The 21,433-nt window shown below is 64.9% G+C and carries 14 protein-coding genes; 8 read left to right on the top strand and 6 right to left on the bottom strand.

The window, feature by feature from the left end; genetic code table 11:
- Position 1 precedes the first annotated feature (1 nt).
- Entirely contained in the window at positions 2–2,377 is a 2,376-nt protein-coding gene (locus G6N44_RS08805) for an arylsulfatase (RefSeq protein WP_052615836.1), read from the top strand.
- Between the two features lie 303 nt (positions 2,378–2,680).
- Here G6N44_RS08805 and G6N44_RS08800 read toward each other — a convergent pair whose 3' ends face one another.
- Entirely contained in the window at positions 2,681–5,332 is a 2,652-nt protein-coding gene (locus G6N44_RS08800; RefSeq protein WP_163663161.1) for a S8/S53 family peptidase, read from the bottom strand.
- Between the two features lie 250 nt (positions 5,333–5,582).
- On the opposite strand from G6N44_RS08800, the gene G6N44_RS08795 reads away from it, so the two are divergent.
- Positions 5,583–6,536, top strand: coding sequence for a cutinase family protein (locus G6N44_RS08795; RefSeq protein ID WP_163663159.1), 954 nt, complete (start codon positions 5,583–5,585; stop codon positions 6,534–6,536).
- Positions 6,537–6,542: 6 nt separating this feature from the next.
- Here the strand turns inward: G6N44_RS08795 and G6N44_RS08790 are convergent, their stop codons facing one another.
- Positions 6,543–7,778, bottom strand: coding sequence for a sensor histidine kinase (locus G6N44_RS08790; RefSeq protein ID WP_163663157.1), 1,236 nt, complete (start codon positions 7,776–7,778; stop codon positions 6,543–6,545).
- Positions 7,779–7,879: 101 nt separating this feature from the next.
- Between G6N44_RS08790 and G6N44_RS08785 the strand changes: the two genes are divergently transcribed.
- The 3 genes from G6N44_RS08785 to G6N44_RS08775 all read left to right on the top strand — a co-directional run bounded on the left by G6N44_RS08785 (position 7,880) and on the right by G6N44_RS08775 (position 13,463).
- Positions 7,880–8,656 carry a YwaF family protein gene (locus G6N44_RS08785; protein WP_372508186.1) on the top strand — a complete coding sequence of 259 codons (777 nt, stop codon included), beginning with the start codon at positions 7,880–7,882 and terminating at the stop codon, positions 8,654–8,656.
- 130 nt (positions 8,657–8,786) lie between these two features.
- Positions 8,787–11,654: an MMPL/RND family transporter gene (locus G6N44_RS08780; RefSeq protein ID WP_163663155.1), complete on the top strand. Its 2,868-nt coding sequence runs from the start codon at positions 8,787–8,789 to the stop codon at positions 11,652–11,654.
- A 369-nt stretch (positions 11,655–12,023) separates the two neighbouring features.
- Positions 12,024–13,463 carry a glycoside hydrolase family 183 protein gene (locus G6N44_RS08775; RefSeq protein ID WP_235682981.1) on the top strand — a complete coding sequence of 480 codons (1,440 nt, stop codon included), beginning with the start codon at positions 12,024–12,026 and terminating at the stop codon, positions 13,461–13,463.
- Positions 13,464–13,479: 16 nt separating this feature from the next.
- Here G6N44_RS08775 and G6N44_RS08770 read toward each other — a convergent pair whose 3' ends face one another.
- From G6N44_RS08770 to G6N44_RS08760, 3 genes are read right to left on the bottom strand one after another with little or no spacing between them, the layout of a single operon-like run.
- Positions 13,480–14,646, bottom strand: coding sequence for an LLM class flavin-dependent oxidoreductase (locus tag G6N44_RS08770; RefSeq protein WP_163663152.1), 1,167 nt, complete (start codon positions 14,644–14,646; stop codon positions 13,480–13,482).
- 45 nt (positions 14,647–14,691) lie between these two features.
- Positions 14,692–15,345, bottom strand: a complete 654-nt coding sequence (locus tag G6N44_RS08765; protein WP_163663149.1) for a TetR/AcrR family transcriptional regulator — start codon at positions 15,343–15,345, stop codon at positions 14,692–14,694.
- Entirely contained in the window at positions 15,342–16,673 is a 1,332-nt protein-coding gene (locus G6N44_RS08760; protein WP_163663147.1) for an aromatic ring-hydroxylating oxygenase subunit alpha, read from the bottom strand. The genes G6N44_RS08765 and G6N44_RS08760 overlap by 4 nt, the downstream gene beginning before the upstream one ends.
- Positions 16,674–16,772: 99 nt before the next feature.
- On the opposite strand from G6N44_RS08760, the gene G6N44_RS08755 reads away from it, so the two are divergent.
- Positions 16,773–18,533, top strand: coding sequence for an N-acyl-D-amino-acid deacylase family protein (locus G6N44_RS08755; RefSeq protein ID WP_163663145.1), 1,761 nt, complete (start codon positions 16,773–16,775; stop codon positions 18,531–18,533).
- A gap of 21 nt (positions 18,534–18,554) precedes the next feature.
- Here the strand turns inward: G6N44_RS08755 and G6N44_RS08750 are convergent, their stop codons facing one another.
- The gene (locus G6N44_RS08750) at positions 18,555–19,172 is read right to left on the bottom strand and encodes a TetR family transcriptional regulator (protein WP_163663142.1); all 618 of its coding nucleotides are present in this window, start codon (positions 19,170–19,172) and stop codon (positions 18,555–18,557) included.
- 133 nt (positions 19,173–19,305) lie between these two features.
- Here G6N44_RS08750 and G6N44_RS08745 point away from each other — a divergent pair, with 133 nt between their 5' ends.
- Entirely contained in the window at positions 19,306–20,256 is a 951-nt protein-coding gene (locus G6N44_RS08745; RefSeq protein WP_163663139.1) for a metal-dependent hydrolase, read from the top strand.
- Entirely contained in the window at positions 20,249–21,415 is a 1,167-nt protein-coding gene (locus tag G6N44_RS08740; protein WP_163663136.1) for a hypothetical protein, read from the top strand. Before G6N44_RS08745 ends, G6N44_RS08740 begins: the two co-directional genes overlap by 8 nt.
- Positions 21,416–21,433 lie beyond the last annotated feature (18 nt).

The raw sequence follows: 21,433 nt of genomic DNA, 5'->3' as shown, positions 1-21,433 counted from the left end.
AATGACAACGGGCCCACAGGTTTCCAGAACCCATCTGCCGATTCCGAGCGCGCCGCGAACGGGACTGGTCACCTACGACGCGAAGGATCCGGACACCCCGCATCCGCTGATCCGCGACATCCGGCCCCCGGAGGGCGCCCCGAACATCCTGGTGGTCCTGCTCGACGATGTCGGGTTCGGTGCGGCCAGCGCGTTCGGCGGGCCGTGCGCCACCCCGACCGCCGAACGGCTCGCGGCCGGCGGTCTGAAGTACAACCGGTTCCACACCACCGCCTTGTGTTCACCCACGCGGCAGGCCCTGCTGACCGGGCGTAACCATCACTCGGCGGGGATGGGTGGGATCACCGAGATCGCCACCGGCCAGCCCGGCTACAACTCGGTGCTGCCCAACACCATGTCGCCGATCGCGCGGACCCTCAAGCTCAACGGGTACAACACCGCGCAGTTCGGCAAATGCCATGAAGTGCCGGTGTGGCAGACCAGCCAGGTGGGGCCGTTCGACGCCTGGCCCAGCGCCGGTGGGGGTTTCGAGCACTTCTACGGCTTCATCGGCGGCGAAGCCAACCAGTGGTACCCCTCGCTGTACGAGGGGACCACCCCGATCGAGGTGGACCGCACCCCCGAGCAGGGCTACCACCTCACCGAGGACCTGGCGGACAAGGCGATCGCCTGGATCGGTCAGCAGAAGGCCCTCGCACCGGACAAGCCGTTCTTCACCTACTTCGCGCCAGGCGCCACCCACGCCCCGCACCACGCACCCAAGGACTGGATCGACAAGTACCGCGGCAAGTTCGACGCCGGCTGGGATGCATTGCGGGAGCAGACCTTCGCCCGGCAGAAGGAACTCGGGGTGATCCCGCAGGACGCCGAGCTGACGCCGCGGCCCGAGCAGATCCCGGCCTGGGACGACATGCCCGAGGAGCTCAAGCCCGTGCTGCGCCGGCAGATGGAGGTCTACGCAGGGTTCCTCGAGCACACCGACCACCACGTCGGCCGGGTCATCGACGCGCTGGACAAGCTCGGAATACTCGACGACACCTTGGTCTACTACATCGTCGGGGACAACGGCGCCTCCGCCGAGGGCACCTTCAACGGCACGTTCAACGAGATGCTGAACTTCAACGGGATGGCCGCGCTGGAGACACCCGAGTTCCTGATGGAACGCCTCGACGAGTTCGGCGGCCCGGACTCCTACAACCACTACGCGGTGGGCTGGGCGCACGCCATGTGCACCCCATACCAGTGGACCAAGCAGGTCGCCTCGCACTGGGGTGGCACCCGCAACGGCACGGTGGTGCACTGGCCCAACGGTTTCCAGTCCCGCGGCGAGCATCGTGATCAGTTCCATCACGTGATCGACGTGGCGCCCACTTTGCTGGAGGCCGCCGGGATCCCGGAGCCGCTGTTCGTCAACGGGGTGCAGCAGGCGCCGATCGAGGGCACCAGCATGCTGTACTCGTTCAACGACGGCGGGTCCGCCGACCGGCACGAGACCCAGTACTTCGAAATGTTCGGCAACCGCGGCATCTACCACAAGGGCTGGACCGCGGTGACCAAGCACAAGACACCGTGGGTGCTCATGGGCGAGGACACCGTCGCATTCGATGACGACGTGTGGGAACTCTATGACACCACGGTCGACTGGACCCAGGCGAAGGATCTGTCGAAGGAGCAGCCGCAGCGTCTGCACCAATTGCAGCGACTGTGGCTGATCGAGGCGACGCGATTCAACGTCCTGCCGCTGGACGACAACCTCACGGTCAGGATGAATCCCGACCTGGCCGGACGCCCGACGCTGATCAAGGGGAACACGCAGGTGCTGTTCGCGGGGATGGGGCGGCTCTCGGAGAACTGCGTGCTCAACCTCAAGAACAAGTCGCACTCGGTGACCGCCGAGATCGACGTGCCCGAGGGCGGCGCCGAAGGCGTGATCGTCGCGCAGGGCGCCAACATCGGCGGCTGGTCGCTGTACGCCCACGGAGGCAAGCTCAAGTACTGCTACAACCTCGGTGGCCTGCAGCATTTCTTCGCCGAATCCGCCGAACCGCTGCCTTCCGGTGCGCATCAGGTGCGCATGGAATTCGCCTACGACGGGCCGGGTCTGGCTAAGGGCGGCACGGTGACCCTGTTCGTCGACGGCGCCGCGGTGGGTACCGGGCAGGTGGCGGCAACGCTGACCAACGTGTACTCCGCCGACGACGGGCTCGACGTCGGTGCGGACACCGGTTCGGCGGTCTCACCCGACTACCGGCCAGGTGACAACCGCTTCACCGGCCGGGTGCGCGGCGTGCAACTGGCGATCGCCGAGGAATCTGACGCCGCCGGCCATCAGGTGGACCCCGCCGAGGCCGTGCGGATCGCCCTGGCCCGCCAGTAGCAGATCGGATTAAGGACCCCGTGTGCTGTAGCGGAACTTCGGTCGCGGCGTCGCCGGCGGGCGACGTGGCAAAGCGGACTTTGGCGACCGCTCTGCTGTAATGGTGGAAGACACTCTTCCTCGACCGCGCCGGATGCGACGGCATACAGACGACACGGAAGACACTCTAAATATGACAGTTAGCTCCACGACTGAAGGCCCAGGTCTGAGTAGATCTCAGATCTGGGCCTTCACCGTTGCCACCTTCAACCCGGCGATTCCTTGTTCGTCACGACGACCCCAGGTTTGAGGTTCCGACTCGGCTCATCGCGTTGGCGCAACGAACCGGAGATCGGTCACCGTCGCGTCGTCGGGCCGGACGAGCCGCAGCGCATACAGCCCGGGTTCGAGCCCGCTTGTATTGATTTCGATGCGGCCGGCCGTGTGCTCACCTTTTGCCGCAACGTTCCCATTTAGGGTCAGCAGTTCGACTGTCACAGGCACTTCTTCGAGCGAAATGCCCCCGAGGGCAATGGACTCGCCAACGGCGACACCCATTTCCGCAGGGTGAGTCGTGAGCTCGACTGCATACCGCACCTCCGGATTCACGAACTTGATCGCGTCCGGATCCAGCCACCACTCCGGCATCACCTCGTACTCCGGGTGATCGGCGGGCCGGAATCGCGGGTCAGCCATCATGGCCAACGTCAGGCTGTACCGCGTCTGCTGATCACCGGACACCTTGAAGAAGCTCGTGGCCTGTTCGGGGGGCCGGACGTCGTGATACGTGTCAGGACCCCACTGGCGAAGGACGTTGCGGTGTTCGTCGAACAGCGTGACGGTCACTGGCTTGTCGGAGTTCATGAAGATGAAAGGGATCGCTTTACCGTCGTGCGCCGGTGCCCAGAACCGGAAGTAATCCGTGTCGACCTTCCACGTGTTCCCGTACGGGAACGTGGCCGCCAACGACTTGTACCGGTGCAGCGTCAGGTGGAACGTGCCGGGCCCGTGCCCCTGCCCGATGTCCAGCGGCGGCTTGTGGAAGCGGAGTTCGGTCGCTGAGTCGAACGAGTCGTTGGGCTCGAACTTGTCGGGCTGCAGCGGCGTCAGCCACGGTCCGGCGCCGAGTGAATATGCGGTCACGCCCCCGTAGCTCTTCACCTTCACGATGTAGTCGCCCTGGGGTACGTTCCCCGCCGCGAAGAAGACGCCGTCCGCCGGGTAATCCGTTGTCAAGCCTTCGATCTCATGGCCCGACGCATCGAGAACCTCGACATACAGATTGGCGATCTTGTGATACCAGACCACTTGGATCCGCAGCTCCGAGTAGTCGGTGGTGCTGAACGACCAGTAGTCGGCGTCGCCGTTCTGTTTGCTGATGGCGAGCCCGTCCGGACGCGGGATCCGCACGCCACCCATGATGTCGGTCTGCAACGGTCGAGCGGTGGCAAGGCTGTCACCGGCGTCTCCCGGGTCGGGGAGCACGCCTTGAAGCACCTCGTTCACAGCGGCGAACGCATCCAGGCCCCTGGTGACCTTCCCGGTTCCGAGCCAGCCGGGGTCTCCGACCCAGCCGGTCCGCTGCAGCAACGGCTCGACGTCCGCGTTCGAGATCGACGGGTCGACTGCTCTCAACATTGCCGCAGTACCGGCGACCAGCGGGGCAGCGGCCGACGTCCCCGAAATGCGTCTGCCGATTGGGTCGTCGCCGTCCGGCATCACTGGGAGCAGGGTTCCGGGAGCCCAAAGTGTCACTGAGGGGCCATAATTGGAGTCTGCCCTGGCTGTGACGTTGTCCGCGGCGAGGGCGCCGACGGTGATGACACCCGGAGTGCGCGTCGCGGGACGGACCCACTTGTCAGGCAGGCGATACGCCGAGTTGCCCGCCGCAACGACGATGACGACGTCGCGGTCGACGGCATATTGGAACGCGTTGACCCAATCGGAGTCCGGGAAGGAGTCCCATATGGTCTGCGGCCCCACTCCGAAGCTCATGTTCACAACATCGATACCCCACAGTCCGCAGATCTTGACGCCGCGCATCACCGAGAAGATGTCGCCGCCGTACTTCATCAACACGGGGAACGCGACTGTGCCGCCGGCTCCTGCGGCGCCCTGCTGGTTGTTGACGGTTGCCGCTGCGAGGCTGACCACGCCGTTGCCGTGCCAAGAGTGATTGGAGCTGCTTTCGCTGATGTCGCGGTCGTCCTGGTCGATGTTGTACGTGAACACGCCGCGGTCGAAATCGGAGCCGGTCTGCCCGGGATGCCGGAGAGGCTGACCGGCGGCGTCGAACCAGAAGCCACTGTCCATGACGGCCAGCGTCGTCAACGCCGAACCCCCGTTGCCGGCGCGATAGGAGTCGACGAGTTGCCACGCCTCCACGATGCGCGCGCGTCCGCTGAACGCCGGCCACAATTGCGGATCGCTCTGCCCCCACTCGGTGACTTTCGCTTCTGTCGTGGACAACATGTTCAGCCCGGCGGGTTCCACCAAGTGGTTGAGCCCGACTGACTCTCTCGGTATGTCGATACTCGCGACAAGCGCTGCCACTGACGCCGCCATCTCTGACGAGAAGTGCGGCAGCGGTGAGCCGGTGGATCGACTCGCGGTCCGGTCGAAGATCGCCGCGGCGTCGTGAACCTGTGGTGGTTCCGAGAACACAACTCGAACGCTGTCCGGCGGGGGTTCATGCTGCGGTAGGTCGCGCCTGGGTGGCCCCAGTTCGGACGGACGGGGCGGAAACGACCGCGGCTGGATCACCGTTCCGCCGAATTTCCCTGTCAACTCGTCGATTGCGTCGGCATGTTCGGCACCGATCAGCAGCTCGTTCTCCCGAAACAAGGCGGGCGCATCGCCACTCCCGGTGAAGTCCATGGCACCGATCCGCGATTCCGTTCGCAGGGAACGTAGATGGGCTTCCTTTGCCGCACGTGATACCGGCTGTACGAGTTCGCGAATACTGTCGTAAGCCACGATGTCCTCCTTGCTCAGTTGCTAGCTGGGAGATTTCATGGTCCGGGGCGATGGCAAGGCCCGGGTAGCGTAGTCGACTACCTAACTTGCGCCGACGTAAGTAAACAGATCGGAGAAGGTGCGAGTCGTTCCGAGAAGATGCAGTTCAGAGCCTTGTTATCCCTTGCCGTCGGCATCTCGTCGCGAGATCGCCGGGCAGGCTATCCAGGCCTTGAGCTTGATCGTCGCGGGATACAGGTTAGGTTGAGGCATGTTCTCTAGCCGCAAACACAGCCCTCGGACGGGCAGTGCGCGGTCAGGTGGTCGCTGGGTCGGGCTTGGCGCTGCTGCACTTCTCACCTCTGGCATCCCACTCGTCGGACTCTCCGCGCCGCCGATAGCGGCTGCCGCCGACTGCGCAGATGCGGAGGTCGTCTTCGCGCGCGGCACCGATGAGCCGGCCGGTATGGGCCGGGTCGGCGATGCCTTCGTCGACGCGCTGCGCAAGCAGACCCCCGGCATGGACATCACCAGCTACGGGGTGAACTACAAGGCCAGCAAGCTGCAGTTGCACGGTGGTGACGGTGCCAAAGACGCGATTTCCCACATCAAGTCGACGCTGTCGTCGTGCCCGGACACCAAAATCGTGCTGGGCGGCTACTCACAGGGCGCCAGCGTGATCAACATCGTGGCCGGCAACCCGCTGGGCAACATCAAGTGGGGCGACTCGCTCCCGCCTCAATACGCGGGCAACGTCGTGGCGATCACCACCTTCGGCGACGTGGGCACCCGCACCAAGCAATCGATAGCAACCCAGAGCGCGCTGTACGGGTCCAAGGCGATCGATCTGTGTAACCCCATGGATCCGATCTGTCACGAGGGCCAGGGCAACGAATGGAGTGGACACACTGAGGGCTACGTCCCCGTGTACACCACCCAGGCGGCGGCTTTCGCTGCATCCAAGCTGTTGGCCGGTTCGGGTCAGACGGTGCCCGGGTATGGGCCGGCGTTGCCGGATTACGGTCAGCTGCCTGAGTTCGGCCCGCTGCCGGGGTCGGGCTCAGTGCCGACGTACGGCCCGTTGCCGGGTTCCGGCCCGGACCCGTCGGTGCGCGGTCCGCAACCGGGGTACAGCCCGGAGACGCCCGGGTACGGGCCGCCGCCGGGGCCCGGTTCGTCGACACCTGGGCCTGCCTCGCCGTCCACCGGTATCGGATGGGTCTGAACGGTTTCAGACCGCTGTCTGCGACGGTAGGGAGATCGCGATCTCGGTGCCGCCGGCATCGTTGACGTCCAACGCCCCACCGAGGGCCAACACCTTGGCGCGAATCGATGCGAAGCCGATGTGACCGGTTTCGACGCTGACCGCGAGGCGCTCGCGTCGGATGCCTACGCCGTCGTCTGCGACGGACAACGTGGCGCGCCCGTTGGATCGCTGCAGGGTGAACCTCAGGTTGTCGGCGTCGGCATGCTTGATCGTATTGGTCGAGAACTCCCGCGCCGCACTGTAGAGCAGGTGATCGGCGTCGGTCCGCACATCATCGGGCCAGTTCTGGAAGTCCACGTGGACGGTGAGGTCGGTGCGGGCTGCGATGCCGTCTGCCAGTGCGGTGATGGCGGCCCTGAGCCCGGCCCGCGCCAGGACTTCGGGGTGCAGTTCCCGGACCACATCGCGAAGCAACCGGGAGCATTCGCCGAGCGCCAGATCGACGCGGTCCATCGATTCGGCGGATCCTTCTCGCACATCTTCCATCTCCCGGCGCGACGCCAGCACATACTGCAGCGCACCGTCGTGCAGCCGTTCGGACAGGGTTTGTCTCTCGCGCTTTTCGAGGGTGACGATCTCTTCGAGCAGGTGGCTCCGTTCCTGGGCCAACCGGGCGATCGTGAACTCTTTCGACTGCTGGATCCATGACAGCGTGACCGAGCCCGCGGCCAAACCGAACAGCACGCCTGTCGTCGTGAGAATCGAACCCCACGGCTCGTCGCCGTTGGCAGCCTGGTTCACCCACAGCACAACGACGTACGCGGCGACGGTGGGGACGGCGATCACCGCACTCACGAACGGATCAAGCTGAGCCGCGGCGATCAGTGGGATCAGAAACAGTCCGTAATGCAGTACATCGGAGGTCCAGGTGTTCGGTGAACTGAGTCCTGATTCCACCGAAAGTATCGACACCACAGCGACATCGGCGAACAACATGAGCAGCGCAATCGAACGCCGGGCCTCGATCCCGGCGTGATTGGCCGGCCGCATCGCCCAGAAAGCCCAGCCGACGATCGCCGCGATGTAGCCGGTCCAGAGCAGTCCGTAGGGCCAGCGGTACGTTTCGGGCGGTTGCAGGAACAACGCGAAGAAGATGAACGTCACCAACAGAATCCGCAGGGCGAATTGCAGCAGCAGCCCGCGAAAAGCTGCGCCCTGAGAGTGCTGTCCCAAAGCCGTTGCCGCCGCGCGCCTGACCATTCTCGACTCCCGCCAACCGCAGGGTTCGGCAGGAGTATAGGGCGATCCGATCGGGTCCTGAGGCAGGTTGATGAAGTTTCCGCACCTGCCTGCGATCATGGATGACGGTTCCTACGTGTGACGAAACGGAGGAGTTGATCGAATTGTTCTCTGCGCAGCGAGAGTTTTCGGCGTATGACCCGTCGCACCTGATCGTGCTGGCGGTGTTCGCAACGGGCGCCGTGCTTCTGGTGATGATCGGCCGCAGGCAGACCCCACCGCAGGCCCGGGTCCTGAGCCGAGTCCTGGCGGTGCTACTCATCGCCGCGTTCGGAGTCGCGTTGGCCTACAAGCTGGCCGACCCCACCATCGACACCTCGGTACCGCTGCAGTTGTGTGACCTCGCGGAACTCGCGGCGGCCTATGCCCTGTGGTCGCAACGGCATTGGGCCTTCGTTCTCACCTATTACTGGGGTCTGGTCCTGAGCTCGCAGGCATTGATCACACCGGATATCGGGACGCCGAAGGAGGGCGCCCCCGCCTTTCCGCACCATCTCTTCGTCACCTTCTTCACGCTCCACGTGCTCGTCGTGTGGGCGGCCATCTATCTCACGTGGGGGAGAGGCATGCGACCGCGGTGGCGCGATTACCGCTTCGCCGTCATCGTCACCTTGGCCTGGGCCGCCGTCACTCTCGCCTTCAACGCGATCACCGGCGCCAACTACGGCTACCTCAACCGGAAGCCGCCCACCGCGTCACTCCTGGACGTACTGGGTTCGTGGCCGGTGTATCTGCTGGCCGAGGTCGCGATCGTCCTCATCGTCTGGGCTCTGATGACCTATCCGTGGGAGCGGATGCGCCGAAGCTGTGAAAGTGCTGTCAGCGGACCCGCACAGTGATTGTTGACACCGACACTTTGACAGGCTAGGTATATTACGCGCGACTGCGAATGTGTATCGCTTGCGACCTGTCCCACCGGGCGACAGTGGCCTGATCGAAGGGGCGGGTTGTGCAGACCAAGGGCACACGATGAGCAGCCACGGCAAGGGACCGAACGGGTCGGGCATCGCCCGGGTCATCCGCGTACTGGCCGTGCCCATTCTGCTCGGCTGGGTGGTCCTGACGGTCCTGACGAATACGCTCGTCCCGCCGCTGGAGAAGGTCGGCGAGGAGAACACGGTCGGGCTGAGCGCCAAGGATGCGCCGGCGATGATCGCCATGCACAAGATCGGCAGCAACTTCCAGGAGTTCGATTCCGACAGCAACGCCATGGTGGTGCTGGAAGGTGAGCAGCCCCTGGGCGACGATGCGCACCATTACTACGACGGCATCGTCGACAAGCTCGAAGCCGACACCGCTCATGTGCAGCACGTGGCCGATTTCTGGGGCGACCCGCTGACGGCCTCGGGTGCGCAGAGCAACGACGGCAAATCGGCCTACGTCCAGGTCTATCTCCGCGGCAACCAGGGCGAAACGCTGGCCAACGAATCGGTGGCAGCGGTCCGTGACGTCGTCAACCAGTCGACGCCGCCGGCCGGGATCAAGGTGTACGTGACCGGCGGGGCGCCGCTGGTATCCGATCAGCACCATGCCGGTGACAAGAGCGTCGCGCGGGTCACCGCCGTCACGCTGCTGGTGATCGCGGTGATGTTGCTGATCGTCTTCCGCTCGGTCGCCACCATGCTCCTGGTTCTGCTCATGGTGTTCATGGAGCTCGGCGCGGCTCGCGGCATCGTGGCGTTCCTGGCCCACAGCGGGGTCATCGGGCTGTCGACATTCGCGGTCAACCTCCTGACGTTGATGGTCATCGCCGCGGGAACCGACTATGCGATTTTCGCGATCGGCCGCTATCAAGAGGCCCGCGGTGCCCGTGAAGACCGGGAAACCGCGTACTACACGATGTTTCGCGGTACGTCTCACGTGATCCTCGGGTCCGGCATGACGATCGCCGGCGCAATGTTGTGCCTGAGCCTCACCCGCCTGCCGTACTTCCAGACCATGGGAGTGCCGTGTGCGGTGGGCACGTTCGTCGCGGTCGTCGCCGCGCTGACGATGGGCCCGGCGGTCATCGTGATCGGTAGCCGGTTCGGGCGTTTCGAGCCCAAGCGCAATATCCGGTCGCGAGGCTGGCGTCGGATCGGCATCGCGGTGGTCCGGTGGCCCGGTCCGATCCTGGTCGCAACCTTGGGCCTGGCACTCATCGGCCTGCTCACCCTGCCGGGGTACAAGACCAATTACGACGCCCGTAAGTACCTGCCCTCCGATCTGTCGGCCAATGTCGGATATGCGGCCGCCGAAAGGCATTTCACTGCCGCGCGGATGAATCCGGAACTGCTGATGATCGAGACCGACCGCGACCTGCGAAACCCCGCAGACTTCCTCGTCATCGACAAGATCGCCAAGGGAATCGTCCGGGTTCCCGGAGTGTCCCGGGTGCAGGCCATCACCCGACCCAACGGGCGCCCGATCGAGCACACGTCCATCCCGTTCCTGCTCAGCCGGCAGGGCACGCTGAACACGATGAACCGGAAGTACAACCAGGACCGGATGGCTGACATGCTGGTTCAGGCCGACGAGATGCAGACGACCATCGACACGATGGAACGGATGTCGCAGCTGACCCAGCAGATGGCCGACATCACGCATTCGATGGTCGCCAAGACCAAGGCGATGACCATCGATATCGTCGAATTGCGGGACCATCTGGGCGATTTCGACGACTTCCTGCGTCCGTTGCGCAACTATCTCTACTGGGAACCGCACTGTTCCAGCGTCCCGCTGTGCTGGTCGGTCCGGTCGATGTTCGACACCCTCGACGGGATCGACCCCCTGACCGATGACGTGCAGGACCTGCTACCTGACCTCGAGCACCTCGACACCCTGATGCCGCAGCTGGCCGCGTTGATGCCAGAGCAGATCGAGTCCATGAAGACCATGAAGACGATGATGCTGACGCAGCGGGCCACGCAGGCCGGTCAGCAGGATCAGATGGCCGCCATGCAGGAGAATTCGACGGCGATGGGCCAGGCCTTCGACGAGGCTCGCAACGACGATACGTTCTACCTTCCGCCGGAAGCCTTCGACAACAAGGACTTCAAGCGCGGGATGAAGAACTTCATCTCACCCGACGGAAAGTCGGTGCGGTTCATCATCAGTCACGAGGGAGATCCGGCGACGCCGGAGGGCGTCAACCATGTGGAGCCGATCAAGCTGGCGGCCAAGGAGGCGCTCAAAGGCACGCCGCTGGAAGGCTCGAAGATCTATCTGGCGGGTACCGCGGCCACCTACAAGGACATGAAGGACGGATCGTTCTACGATCTGATGATCGCCGGAATCGCCGCGGTGTCATTGATTTTCATCATCATGCTGCTGATCACGCGCAGCGTGGTGGCAGCCGCGGTGATCGTCGGCACGGTGTTGCTGTCCCTGGGCGCGTCATTCGGCCTGTCGGTGCTGGTTTGGCAGCATCTCCTCGGTCTGGAATTGCACTGGATGGTATTGGCGATGTCGGTCATCCTGCTGCTGGCGGTCGGATCCGACTACAACCTTCTGCTGGTGTCCCGTTTCAAGGAAGAGCTGCCCGGTGGCCTGAAAACCGGCATCATCCGGGCGATGGCGGGTACTGGTTCGGTGGTGACCTCGGCGGGTCTGGTGTTCGCCTTCACGATGGCGTCGTTCGCGTTCAGTGATCTCAAGGTCATGGCTCAGGTCGGTACGACGATCGCGCTCGGCCTGCTGTTCGACACCCTGATCGTGCGGTCGTTCATGACCCCGGCCATCGCGGCCCTGCTGGGCCGGTGGTTCTGGTGGCCGCAGGTGATCCAGTCCGCCGCGTCGAAACGACGGCTGGCCCAGTTGCAGCATCAGCGCGCAGGCACCGCGACGACCGCGCAGTAAACGAAACTGCCCACGTGTGAGCCGAAAGCTCGCACGTGGGCAGTGTCGTCTGACTACTTCTTATTGCCCCCAGGCCGCGGCGGTGGCGGCGGCTTGGCCTTGGTGGTCGGCTCGAACTTGCCGCCCTTTTTCGGATCGAATGATCCTGCTCCTGCCATGGTGTTCCCTCTCGCTCGTTTCGATCGTTGCACCACTGCCCACCGTAGCGACGAACCGCGGCACGCGCCGATAAGACGGCCCGTCGGTTGCGACACGATCACGGGACGGTACCTATCAGTGCATCACTGGTCACATCGGCACCATTGATCACTAACGTCGCATCAGCAACTGTGACGTCGTGTCGGCGTCCCAGCATTGGGAAGGTGTGACATGTCGCGACGTCCTCGGGGTGCTTCGACGATGGCAGCGGCGGCCGCAATCGGACTTGTCGTGGCCGTCGGCGTGGCGCCGTCGGCATCGGCTGAACCCTGCGAAGGCGCTGCTGCGGCCGCGCAACCTCTGCCGAACCAGGCCTTCCAGATTCCCAAGCCGTCAAAGCTCGCCCCGCTCAATCGCCCGATCGGACACAAGCCGGTGGGTGCCAACGACCAGGCCCCGCTACCCAAACTCGGCCAGTTGCCCTTGGCTCTCCTCAAAGCGCTGATGCCGAACTCCGGGCAGGTCAGGCAGAAGGCGGCAGTCGTCCCAGCGCCCAATCCCGGTGGTGTCCAACCGGTCCCGAATGTCGCTCAGCAGGCTCCGGTCCCGGCCGCGCCTGCACCCGCTCCCGCTCCCGCGGCGCAACCGGCCCCGGGTGCGCCCCCCGGCACGTCGATCGTCGGGTGGGTGACCGGTCCCGACAGTCCCAACCAGACGATCAAGCGCTTCGCCATCACCGGGACCGACCTCGGAATCATGTGGGACAACGGGGATCCGGTGAACCGCCAGGTGCTGATGGCCTTCGGTGACACCAACGGCTACTGCGGCATTCCGGGTAAGCAGTGGCGGTACAACGCGTTGTTCCGCAGCCAGGACGGCGCGCTGTCGAACACCGTCGCCGTGCCCGACGGCGTGGTCGCCAACAAGTACTCGGGATCGCCGGTGTGGCGGCAGGGCATTTCGAAGCAGATCATCAACAGCATCGGTCGGGCACCGGAGGAGACGGGCATCATCCCGACCGCGGGTGTCGCGGTGGGGCGCAATCAGTATGTGAACTTCATGTCGATCCGGAACTGGGACAGCCCGGGAGCGTGGTCGACCAACTTCTCGGCGATTGCGATGTCACCGGACAACGGGGAGAACTGGGGCGTCTACCCCGGGACGATCCGTACTCCCGCCGGCGGTAACCAGAACTTCCAGATGGGTGCGTTCCTCAAGCCCGGACCCGGCGATCCCTACATGTACACCTTCGGGACCCCGAACGGACGAGGCGGATCGGCGTACATCGCACGGGTGGCTCCTGCGCTGATTCCGGATCTCACCAAATACGAATACTGGAACGCCGACAGCAATGCCTGGGTGCCGGGTAATCCGGCGGCGGCGACACCGGTGATCCCGGGTCCCGTGAGCGAAATGTCGGCCCAGTACAACACGTATCTCAAGCAGTACCTGGTGTTGTACGGCAACGGGGCCAACGACGTCGTGATGCGGACCGCGCCGGCACCACAGGGTCCGTGGGGGCCCGAGCAGTTGATCGCACCCTCGTCGCAGATTCCTGGCGGCATCTACGCGCCGTATCTGCATCCGTGGTCGACGGGCAAGGAGCTGTACTACAACCTGTCGCTGTGGTCGGCCTACAACGTCATGCTGATGAAGACCGTGCTGCCCTGATGCCAGCCCCGGTCGCCTACGAGACCTTGGAGGTCTGTTTGGCGGCTTGCTCGGCGGCGTGATCGTCGATCGCCTTGCCGATCGCATGTGCTGCCCGGTCCACGAACTCGGTCCCACTGCCCACGACCCAGTCGTGGGATTCGGCCGGCCCGGTGAGCTGACCGGTGAAGTGCGGCATCACGTACTCCGCGAACAATTCGTAGCTGTGCAGCTTTGCCGCGGGCGGGGCCCAGTCGTGGTCGAAGAGCAGAAACGCCCCGAACCCGCCATCGCTTGCCTCGATCAATTCCTCGATCTTGGCCACGGCGTCATCCGGGGTGCCGATCACTGCGAAGCCGGATTCCCGGTTGTTGGCGATGATCTCTGCCGGTGTGTCGCCCTGCACCGGGCCTCCGGGCAGGATGTGGGTGAAGTATCGGGAGAACGGCGCGATGCCGAACTCGACGTCGCGCTCTGCCTGCTCGCGGGTGTCGGCCAGGTGCATCGGACCGACCAGCCGCCACTTCGAGCGGTCGGCGACGTGGCCATGCTCGTGCGCCACCTCCTCCCACGTCTTCCAATGGTGGGCAAGCAGATCCATGCCCTGCCTGGCGGTGGCCGCGATCGACAACATGCCGATGCCGTGCTTGCCGGCACCGCGCGGACCGGTGGGCGAGAACGACGCTGCGACAGCGACGTCGAAGCACGGGTCGCTGTATGGCTTCAGTTGCAGACGCGCATCCTGCAGGGTGAATCCGTCGGTAGCCATGGTGACGGTCTCGCCGCGGAGCAGTCGCATGATCGCGTCGAGGCTCTGCTCCATGCGTGGACGCTGCTCGTCGGCCGGGATCCCGAGCATGTGCGCGTCGGAGGTGAGCTGGCCGGGGCCGCAGCCCAGCATCACCCGGCCGCGGGTCAGGTGGTCGAGCAGGACCATACGGTCGGCCAGCATCAACGGGTTGTGGTAGGGCAAGGAGCTGACGCCGGTGCCGAGCTTGATGTGCTTGGTCCGTTCCGCGGCGACGGCGATGAAGACCTCGGGCGACGAGATGATTTCAAACCCGGCGGAATGGTGTTCGCCGATCCACGCCTCCTCGAAGCCCAGACGGTCCATGGCCGCGATCAGGGCGAGGTCTCGCTCGATGGCGAGGGTCGGGTTCTGCCCGACCGGGTGGAACGGGGCCATGAAGTTTCCGAAACGCATGTGGTCATCCCTCTCGTATCAGTTTGTCGCTCAGGTTGTTCGCTGCTATGCGGTGTTCCCCAGCGCAGCCAGCAGCGCGCCCAGGCCGTACTCGAACACCGCGTCGTAGTCGGTTGGAGATTGAAGTGCCTCAACGAGCGCCTGATCGGGCCAGTCGTTGGTCCACAGCGATGGATCTTCCTCGTCGTGTTTGGCTCCGCGGACGGCCGAGAACTGCATCACCGCGGACGAAATTACGTGCACCTGCACCGCTCGCAGGACCAGCGCACCATGCTCCCCGATCACACCCAACTGGGCCAGTTGCGCGGCCAAGTTCTGCTGTATCGGCAGGAACAACTGCGGCGTCCGATCGCGCTCGTGCGCGATGGCCAGCAGGTGCTGACGCTCGATGAGTGCCTGCCGCTGGGATCGGGCGAGCGATGCAATGCGCTCGACGGGGGTGTCACCCTGCATCGGCAGCTGCGCCATCTGGCTGAGTAACCGGTCAACCAGGCTGTCGAGGAGTTTGTCTCGACCGCCCACATGCCAATAGATCGAGGTGGCCGCCACCCCGAGCTGCTCGGCGAGGCCACGCATGGAGAACGCATCGACGCCGTGACGCTCGATCAGATGAGCCGCGTTCTCGAGAATGATCTCGGCGTTGACGGCGTCTCGCTCGCCCTTGGGTTTCCCTGCGGCGGGCCCCTTCTGGGCTGTCAACGTTCATCGCCCCCCGCGATGCAATCGGACTCGGGTAGCTCCAGATAGCGGTCGAGGTTGCGGTGCAGGTTGATGACCCGACGTTCCTCGTTGGACAGGGTCAGATGAGTGAACCCAGGCTGGTGCATCCCGCGCTGAAGTCCGGCGAGGACCGAGATGTCCTGGGTCAGCACCACACCGGGGTGTGCCTCCTCGGCTGTCAGCCGGACATCGGCCGGCTTCGTTCGCGGCGACCCGGGAGGCATCCGAGTCCACAGGGTCATGACGAGTTCGCCGTGATCGGGATCCGCGCCGGGCCGGGAAGTCATGACCGTGAGATGGTCGGCGTTGGTCAGCAGTGTCATGTTCGGAAACACGTTGTACTGGTGCAGCCGCATCATCTGGTCCGTACTCGCCCAGCTCAGATCGACACCGCGTTGGGCGGCGAAAGCTCGTGTGTACTCGCTGATCACAGCGGACACCGGTCGACCGTTGCAGTCGTCTTCCGGGAAAGGGGTGCCCTCGGCGACACCCATCAAAGCCCCCTGGGTGCAGACGTAGGCGTCCCATACCTCGGCGTCAGTCAGGGTGTCCTTGAGCTGCGGGCTCGCCACGCCGTACAACTGCTCGGACTTGCCGGCATGTCCCCAAATCGTCTGCGGGGCATAGACATCGTCCATGCATCGGTGCAACTCGGGGTGCAATGTCTGAATGTGATAGGTCTCGCTGAATCCGTCAGCGATCGTTTTCCAATTGGCGTCGACGTCGATGGTCATCGTGGCGTAGCAACGGAAGTCACCGAGGCCGCACCAGGCGATATCGCCGGGGACCGCCTCCAGGTAGTCGGCCAGCGGCATCGCCCCGGGGTCGAGGTTGATGAAGACCAGTCGCTCCCAGGTGTCGACCTGCACCGGTGCCAGCGGAAACTCGGACATGTGCACCGCGCCGAACCCTTTGCGGTTCGGGATGCATTTGAGTGCACCGGCCAGATCCCACGTCCAGCCGTGGTAGCCGCATTTCAACTCCCGCAGCGACGAGCCGGCACCGGTGCACAATGCATTGCCGCGGTGGCGGCAGACATTCTGGAAGGCGCGCAATTCGCCGTCGTCCCCGCGGATGACCAGAACCGAGTAAGGGCCGCAACGGTATTCGAAGTAGTCGCCGGCATCGGCGACATGATCGACCGTGCATGCGACCTGCCACACCCGTGGCCACATGCGCTCCACTTCGAGGCGGGCGAACTCGGGAGAGTAATAGCGCTCGGCCGGCACCATGGTGGGGCGCGCCGGTGGATCGCCGATCGCGTCCACCCGTCGGGGGTTGTCGGTGTGCGTGGAGCCCAGGGTCATGGAAGACCTCCCGCTGAGAAGGACAAACTCGCTACGGTCGCACTGTAACGGTGTTACATTGCGACCGTAGCGGCCTCCACGCCTCAAGGGAGCAAATTCGTGTTCGATCTCAAAATCACCGGCGGCACCGTCGTAGACGGCACCGGTTCCGACCGGTTCACCGCTGATGTCGCGATCAAGGACGGAAAGATCGTCGAGGTGCACCGGCGCGGTGCACACGACCCGGCCCTGGCCGGCGATGCGGCCGAAACCATCGACGCCACAGGCAAGATCGTCGCCCCCGGCTTCGTCGACATCCACACGCACTACGACGGGCAGGTCTCCTGGGACGATGTGCTCGAGCCGTCCAGTAATCACGGGGTCACCACCGTGGTGGCGGGCAACTGCGGTGTCGGATTCGCGCCGGTCCAGCCCGGCCAGGAGGAATGGCTGATCTCCCTGATGGAGGGCGTCGAGGACATCCCCGGCACCGCCCTGACCGAGGGAATCACCTGGGGCTGGGAGACCTTCGGTGAGTATCTGGACGTGATCGGCAAGCGTGAACTCGCCGTCGATATGGGCACCCAGATCGCCCACGGCGCGATCCGGGCGTACGCGATGGGGGAGCGCGGTGCCCGCAACGAACCGGCCACGCCCGATGACATCAAGGCCATGGCTGCCCTGGTGCAGGAGGCAATCGAGGCTGGGGCGCTGGGCTTTTCGTCGTCGCGGACCATCGCGCACACCGCCATGGACGGCGAGCCGGTGCCGGGTACCTTCGCCGCTGAAGACGAGCTGTTTGCCCTGGGCCGGGCCGCCGCCGCCGGTAAGGCCGCGGTGTTCGAGCTCGCCCCGCAGGGCGCGGCAGGCGAGGACATCGTCGCCCCCAAGAAGGAACTCGAATGGATGCGTCGCCTCGGCGAGGAGATCGACTGCGCGATGAGCTTCGCGCTGATCCAGGTCGACGCCGACCCGAACCTGTGGCGCGAGCAGCTCGATCTGTCGGCGGCCGCACATCAGGCCGGTAGCCGGTTGTTCCCGCAGGTGGCGGCGCGGCCGTTCGGCATGCTGCTGGGCTTCCCAGGGCATCACGCCTTCACCCACCGTCCGACCTACCGGCGTCTACAGGCCGAATGCACGCGTGCGGAACTGGCGGAGCGGCTCGCGGACCCCCAGGTGCGCGCGGCGATCCTGGCCGAGGAGGACCTGCCGATCGACCCGACCAAGTTGTTCGACGGCATGTTCATGCTCGCGCAGAATGTGGCGGACCGGCTCTATCACATCGGAGAACCGCCGGACTACGAGCCGACCGCCGAGCGCACCGTCGCGGCGATCGCCAAGCAGCGCGGCCTGGACCCACTGGCCGCGATGTACGACCTGATGCTCGAGGCCAATGCCGGGGCGATGCTGATGTACCCGATGTTCAACTACTCCGACGGGAATCACGACGCCATCCGCGAGATGCTCACGCACCCGGCCGGTGTGTTGGGGCTGTCGGACGGCGGCGCGCACTGCAGCATGATCTGCGATGCCTCGTACCCGACGTTCCTGCTGACGCACTGGGCCCGCGACCGGCACCGCGGCGAGAAGCTGCCGCTGGAGTACGTGATCCGAAAGCAGTCACACGACACTGCGCAGCTCTACGGCATGTCGGACCGCGGCGTGATCGGGGTGGGCAAGAAGGCCGACATCAACGTCATCGACCTGGACGCGCTGACCTTGCATGCGCCGAGCATGGCCTATGACCTGCCCGCCGGCGGAAAGCGGTTGGTGCAGGGCGCAAGTGGCTACGATGCGACGATCGTCAGTGGCGCAGTGACCCGTCGCCACGGTGTCGACACCGGGGCCCGACCGGGACGGTTGGTGCGCGGGACCCGCTGATCCCCGTGGTGTCCGGCGATGTCACCCTGAACCCTCGGCCGGCTGAGCCAGGATCGCCCCGCCCAGCCAGCGTCTGACGAAGCGTCGCAACTCTTCTCGGCTGCGGCCCGGCTCGTTGGGGGCGACGAAGAACGACAGCATCGTGCGCAGGGTGAATTCCACCAGCTCGCGCAGTGCGGTTTCGTCGTATCCGTACTTCTCCCAGTCGACGTCGAAGCGGGTGATCATCCGCATACCGAAGGCCTGACCTTCGCCGGAGGCGACATTGACCGAACTGGTGGCAGCCTGCGGACCGGACAGCATGATGCGGATGTGCGGTATGCGGGCGACCTCCTCCAGGGTGAACATGACGCCTTCGGTCATCGCCTCGGCGGGATCGGTGATCCCCCGCACGCTTTCGGCCAACCGGTCGAGAAAGCCTTCCACCGAGGCGATCGCCGCCGCGTGCATCAGGGCCTCGGCGGTGGGGAAGTAGCGGTACACGGTCTGGCGGATGACTCCGAGCGACGCCGCGACGTCGGCGATGCTGATCCCGGTGCCCGTCTCGGCAATCAGCGCCACGGCGGCGGCCACGATGCGTTCGGAGGCTTCCTCGTCGCTGGCGGGCGGCCGCCCGTCCCACCCGCGCCTACGCGCCACGGTCCGGAGTTCTGGCCAGCAACATCCCTGCAGAATATCTTCCTCTGCCGTTGACGGGCCGCAGCCGTGTGTAGTAATCATACAACGAAGGCATCATTTGTATGATTGCTCCGGAAGAGCTGAGGTGGCACCGATGACGGATCTGATCGTGCGGAAAATGAGGTTCGCGTTCGCGGACCATCGCGTCCCGTTCCTGTGGAACGAGGACAATCCGGCGTTCTCGTCGATGGCCAACGCGGTGTCGTTCCTGGCGATCGCCTTCGAGAAAATGATCGGCCAGATGATCACCGAGGCCATGCCGTTCATCGCCGATCCGGCGGTGGCAGCGGAGGCCCAGGCCTTCGTGCGGCAGGAAGGCCAACACTCGATGGCCCACCGCCAGCACGCCAAGGGACTGCTGAAGACCTATCCGGCGCTGAAGGAAACCCTCGACGAGGTGATCAAGGCGTTCGACGATCTGACCGCCCAGACGCCGCTGAAGTACCGGTTGGCCTACACCGCCGATCTGGAGGCGACCTTCACCCCGGTCTTCAAGCTGATGCTCGACCATGACGACACGCTGTTCGCCCCGGGGGACGACCGGGTGGCGTCGCTGTTCCTGTGGCACTTCGTCGAAGAGGTTGAGCACCGCAGCTCGGCGCTGATCATCTACGACGCGGTGGCCGATGACCCGTGGTACCGGATGCGGGTTGCCCCGTCGGTCTTCAAGCACGTGTGGGCCGTGCTCAAGATCGCCACGGAAGGTTTCAACAAGCACGTCCCGCTGGCGGAACGCCAGATCGACGCGGTGTCGATGTTCGGTATGCAGGCCCGGAAAAAGGCTCTGCTGCAAAAGCTTCCGTTCACCAAGACCGCGTATGACGGACCGGTGGCGAATGCGTTCGACCACCTGCCGGTCCGCGAGATGCTGACCGCCCTCGTCGGTGTTGTGCGCAGCCAGATTCCGGGCCACAATCCCGCCCACGAGAATCTGCCGGTGTTGGCCGACGAGTGGTTCTCGCGCTACGAGGCCGGTTACGACGTCACCCAGTGGTACACCGCAGGTGACGCCATCGAACAGAAAGCGACCACCGCCGATGTCTGATCTGTGTACCCCGACCTTCGCGGGTTTGGCTCAACGTCTTGGCTTTTCATGTGATACCGCCGGGGGAGTGGTCGAGTTCCGCAATCCGTTCGGGCTGGAGAACTGGACGCTTCCGGTGCTGGAGATCACCGTGATCGTCGGCGCGGTGCTCGCCCTGGTCTACGCGATCGTCCGGCTGCGTCGTCACAACGATCCGACCAACCTGGTGCTGTGGTTCGGCGCCATTGCCTATCTGCTGATCATCGAACCGCCGCTGTACTTCCCCGGCGCGTTCGGGATCAGCGAACACGTGGACACCATGTTCGCGCACAACGTGTTCACCGTGGACTTCCTGTGGGGCCGGCTGCCGCTCTACATCGTGGCGATCTACCCGATGATGGCGACGGTGGCCTACGAGATCGTCCGGATCCTCGGGGTTTTCCGCCGCCGCGGTGTGCTGGTCGGCGCGATCTGTGTCGGGTTCGTCCACCACGCGTTCTACGAGATCTTCGACCACCTGGGCCCGCAGCTGCGGTGGTGGGAGTGGACGTTGGACCATCCGATGAACCAGCCGTTCTTCGATTCGGTGCCGTTGCCCAGCGTGGTGGTGTTCGCGGCCCTGTGGCCGATGTCGCTGGCATTCTGCGTTCAGCTGTTCGTCGGCCGGCACGTCGAGGACGGCAAGACCTTCACCGGCCTCCAGATCCTGGGCCGCACCATCGTCGTCGGCGTCCTGGCGTCCATCGGGACCGCGGTGCTGCCCCTGCCCGCCACCGTGGGCACGTCGATCTCGGGGAGCACCGATGTCGGCGGGTTCATCTACGCCGCCGAACTCGTCCTGATCGCACTGGTGGCGATTCCGGTGTTGTTCGGTCAATGGGCCAGCCTGCGTAAGGACCCCGACCTCGCGGGCGTGCGCTATGCGAACCCGCTCATCCTGCGCTACGCCGCGGTCTACCTGGCGGTCATGACCGTCCTGTGGCTGACGGCCCTGCCGGCCTACTTCGGTGCGGTCGATGGTCTCACCGCGGATGGCGATCCCACCGGCAGCCTGGTCTACATGGTGATCTGCCTGGTGATCGCCGGTCTGTCGATCGGGGCAGCCGCCACCGTGAATCCCGCTGACCTGCAGCAACAGCCCGAAGTCGCGGCGCCGGGTGTGGCAGCCGGCGGGGAATGAGGAGCGGACCCACAGGCG

This window comes from Mycolicibacterium alvei (genome assembly GCF_010727325.1).
Classification (GTDB): Bacteria; Actinomycetota; Actinomycetes; order Mycobacteriales; family Mycobacteriaceae; genus Mycobacterium; species Mycobacterium alvei.
Note: the sequence above shows the minus strand (reverse complement) of the source record. Positions and strands in the feature narration are given on the sequence as shown.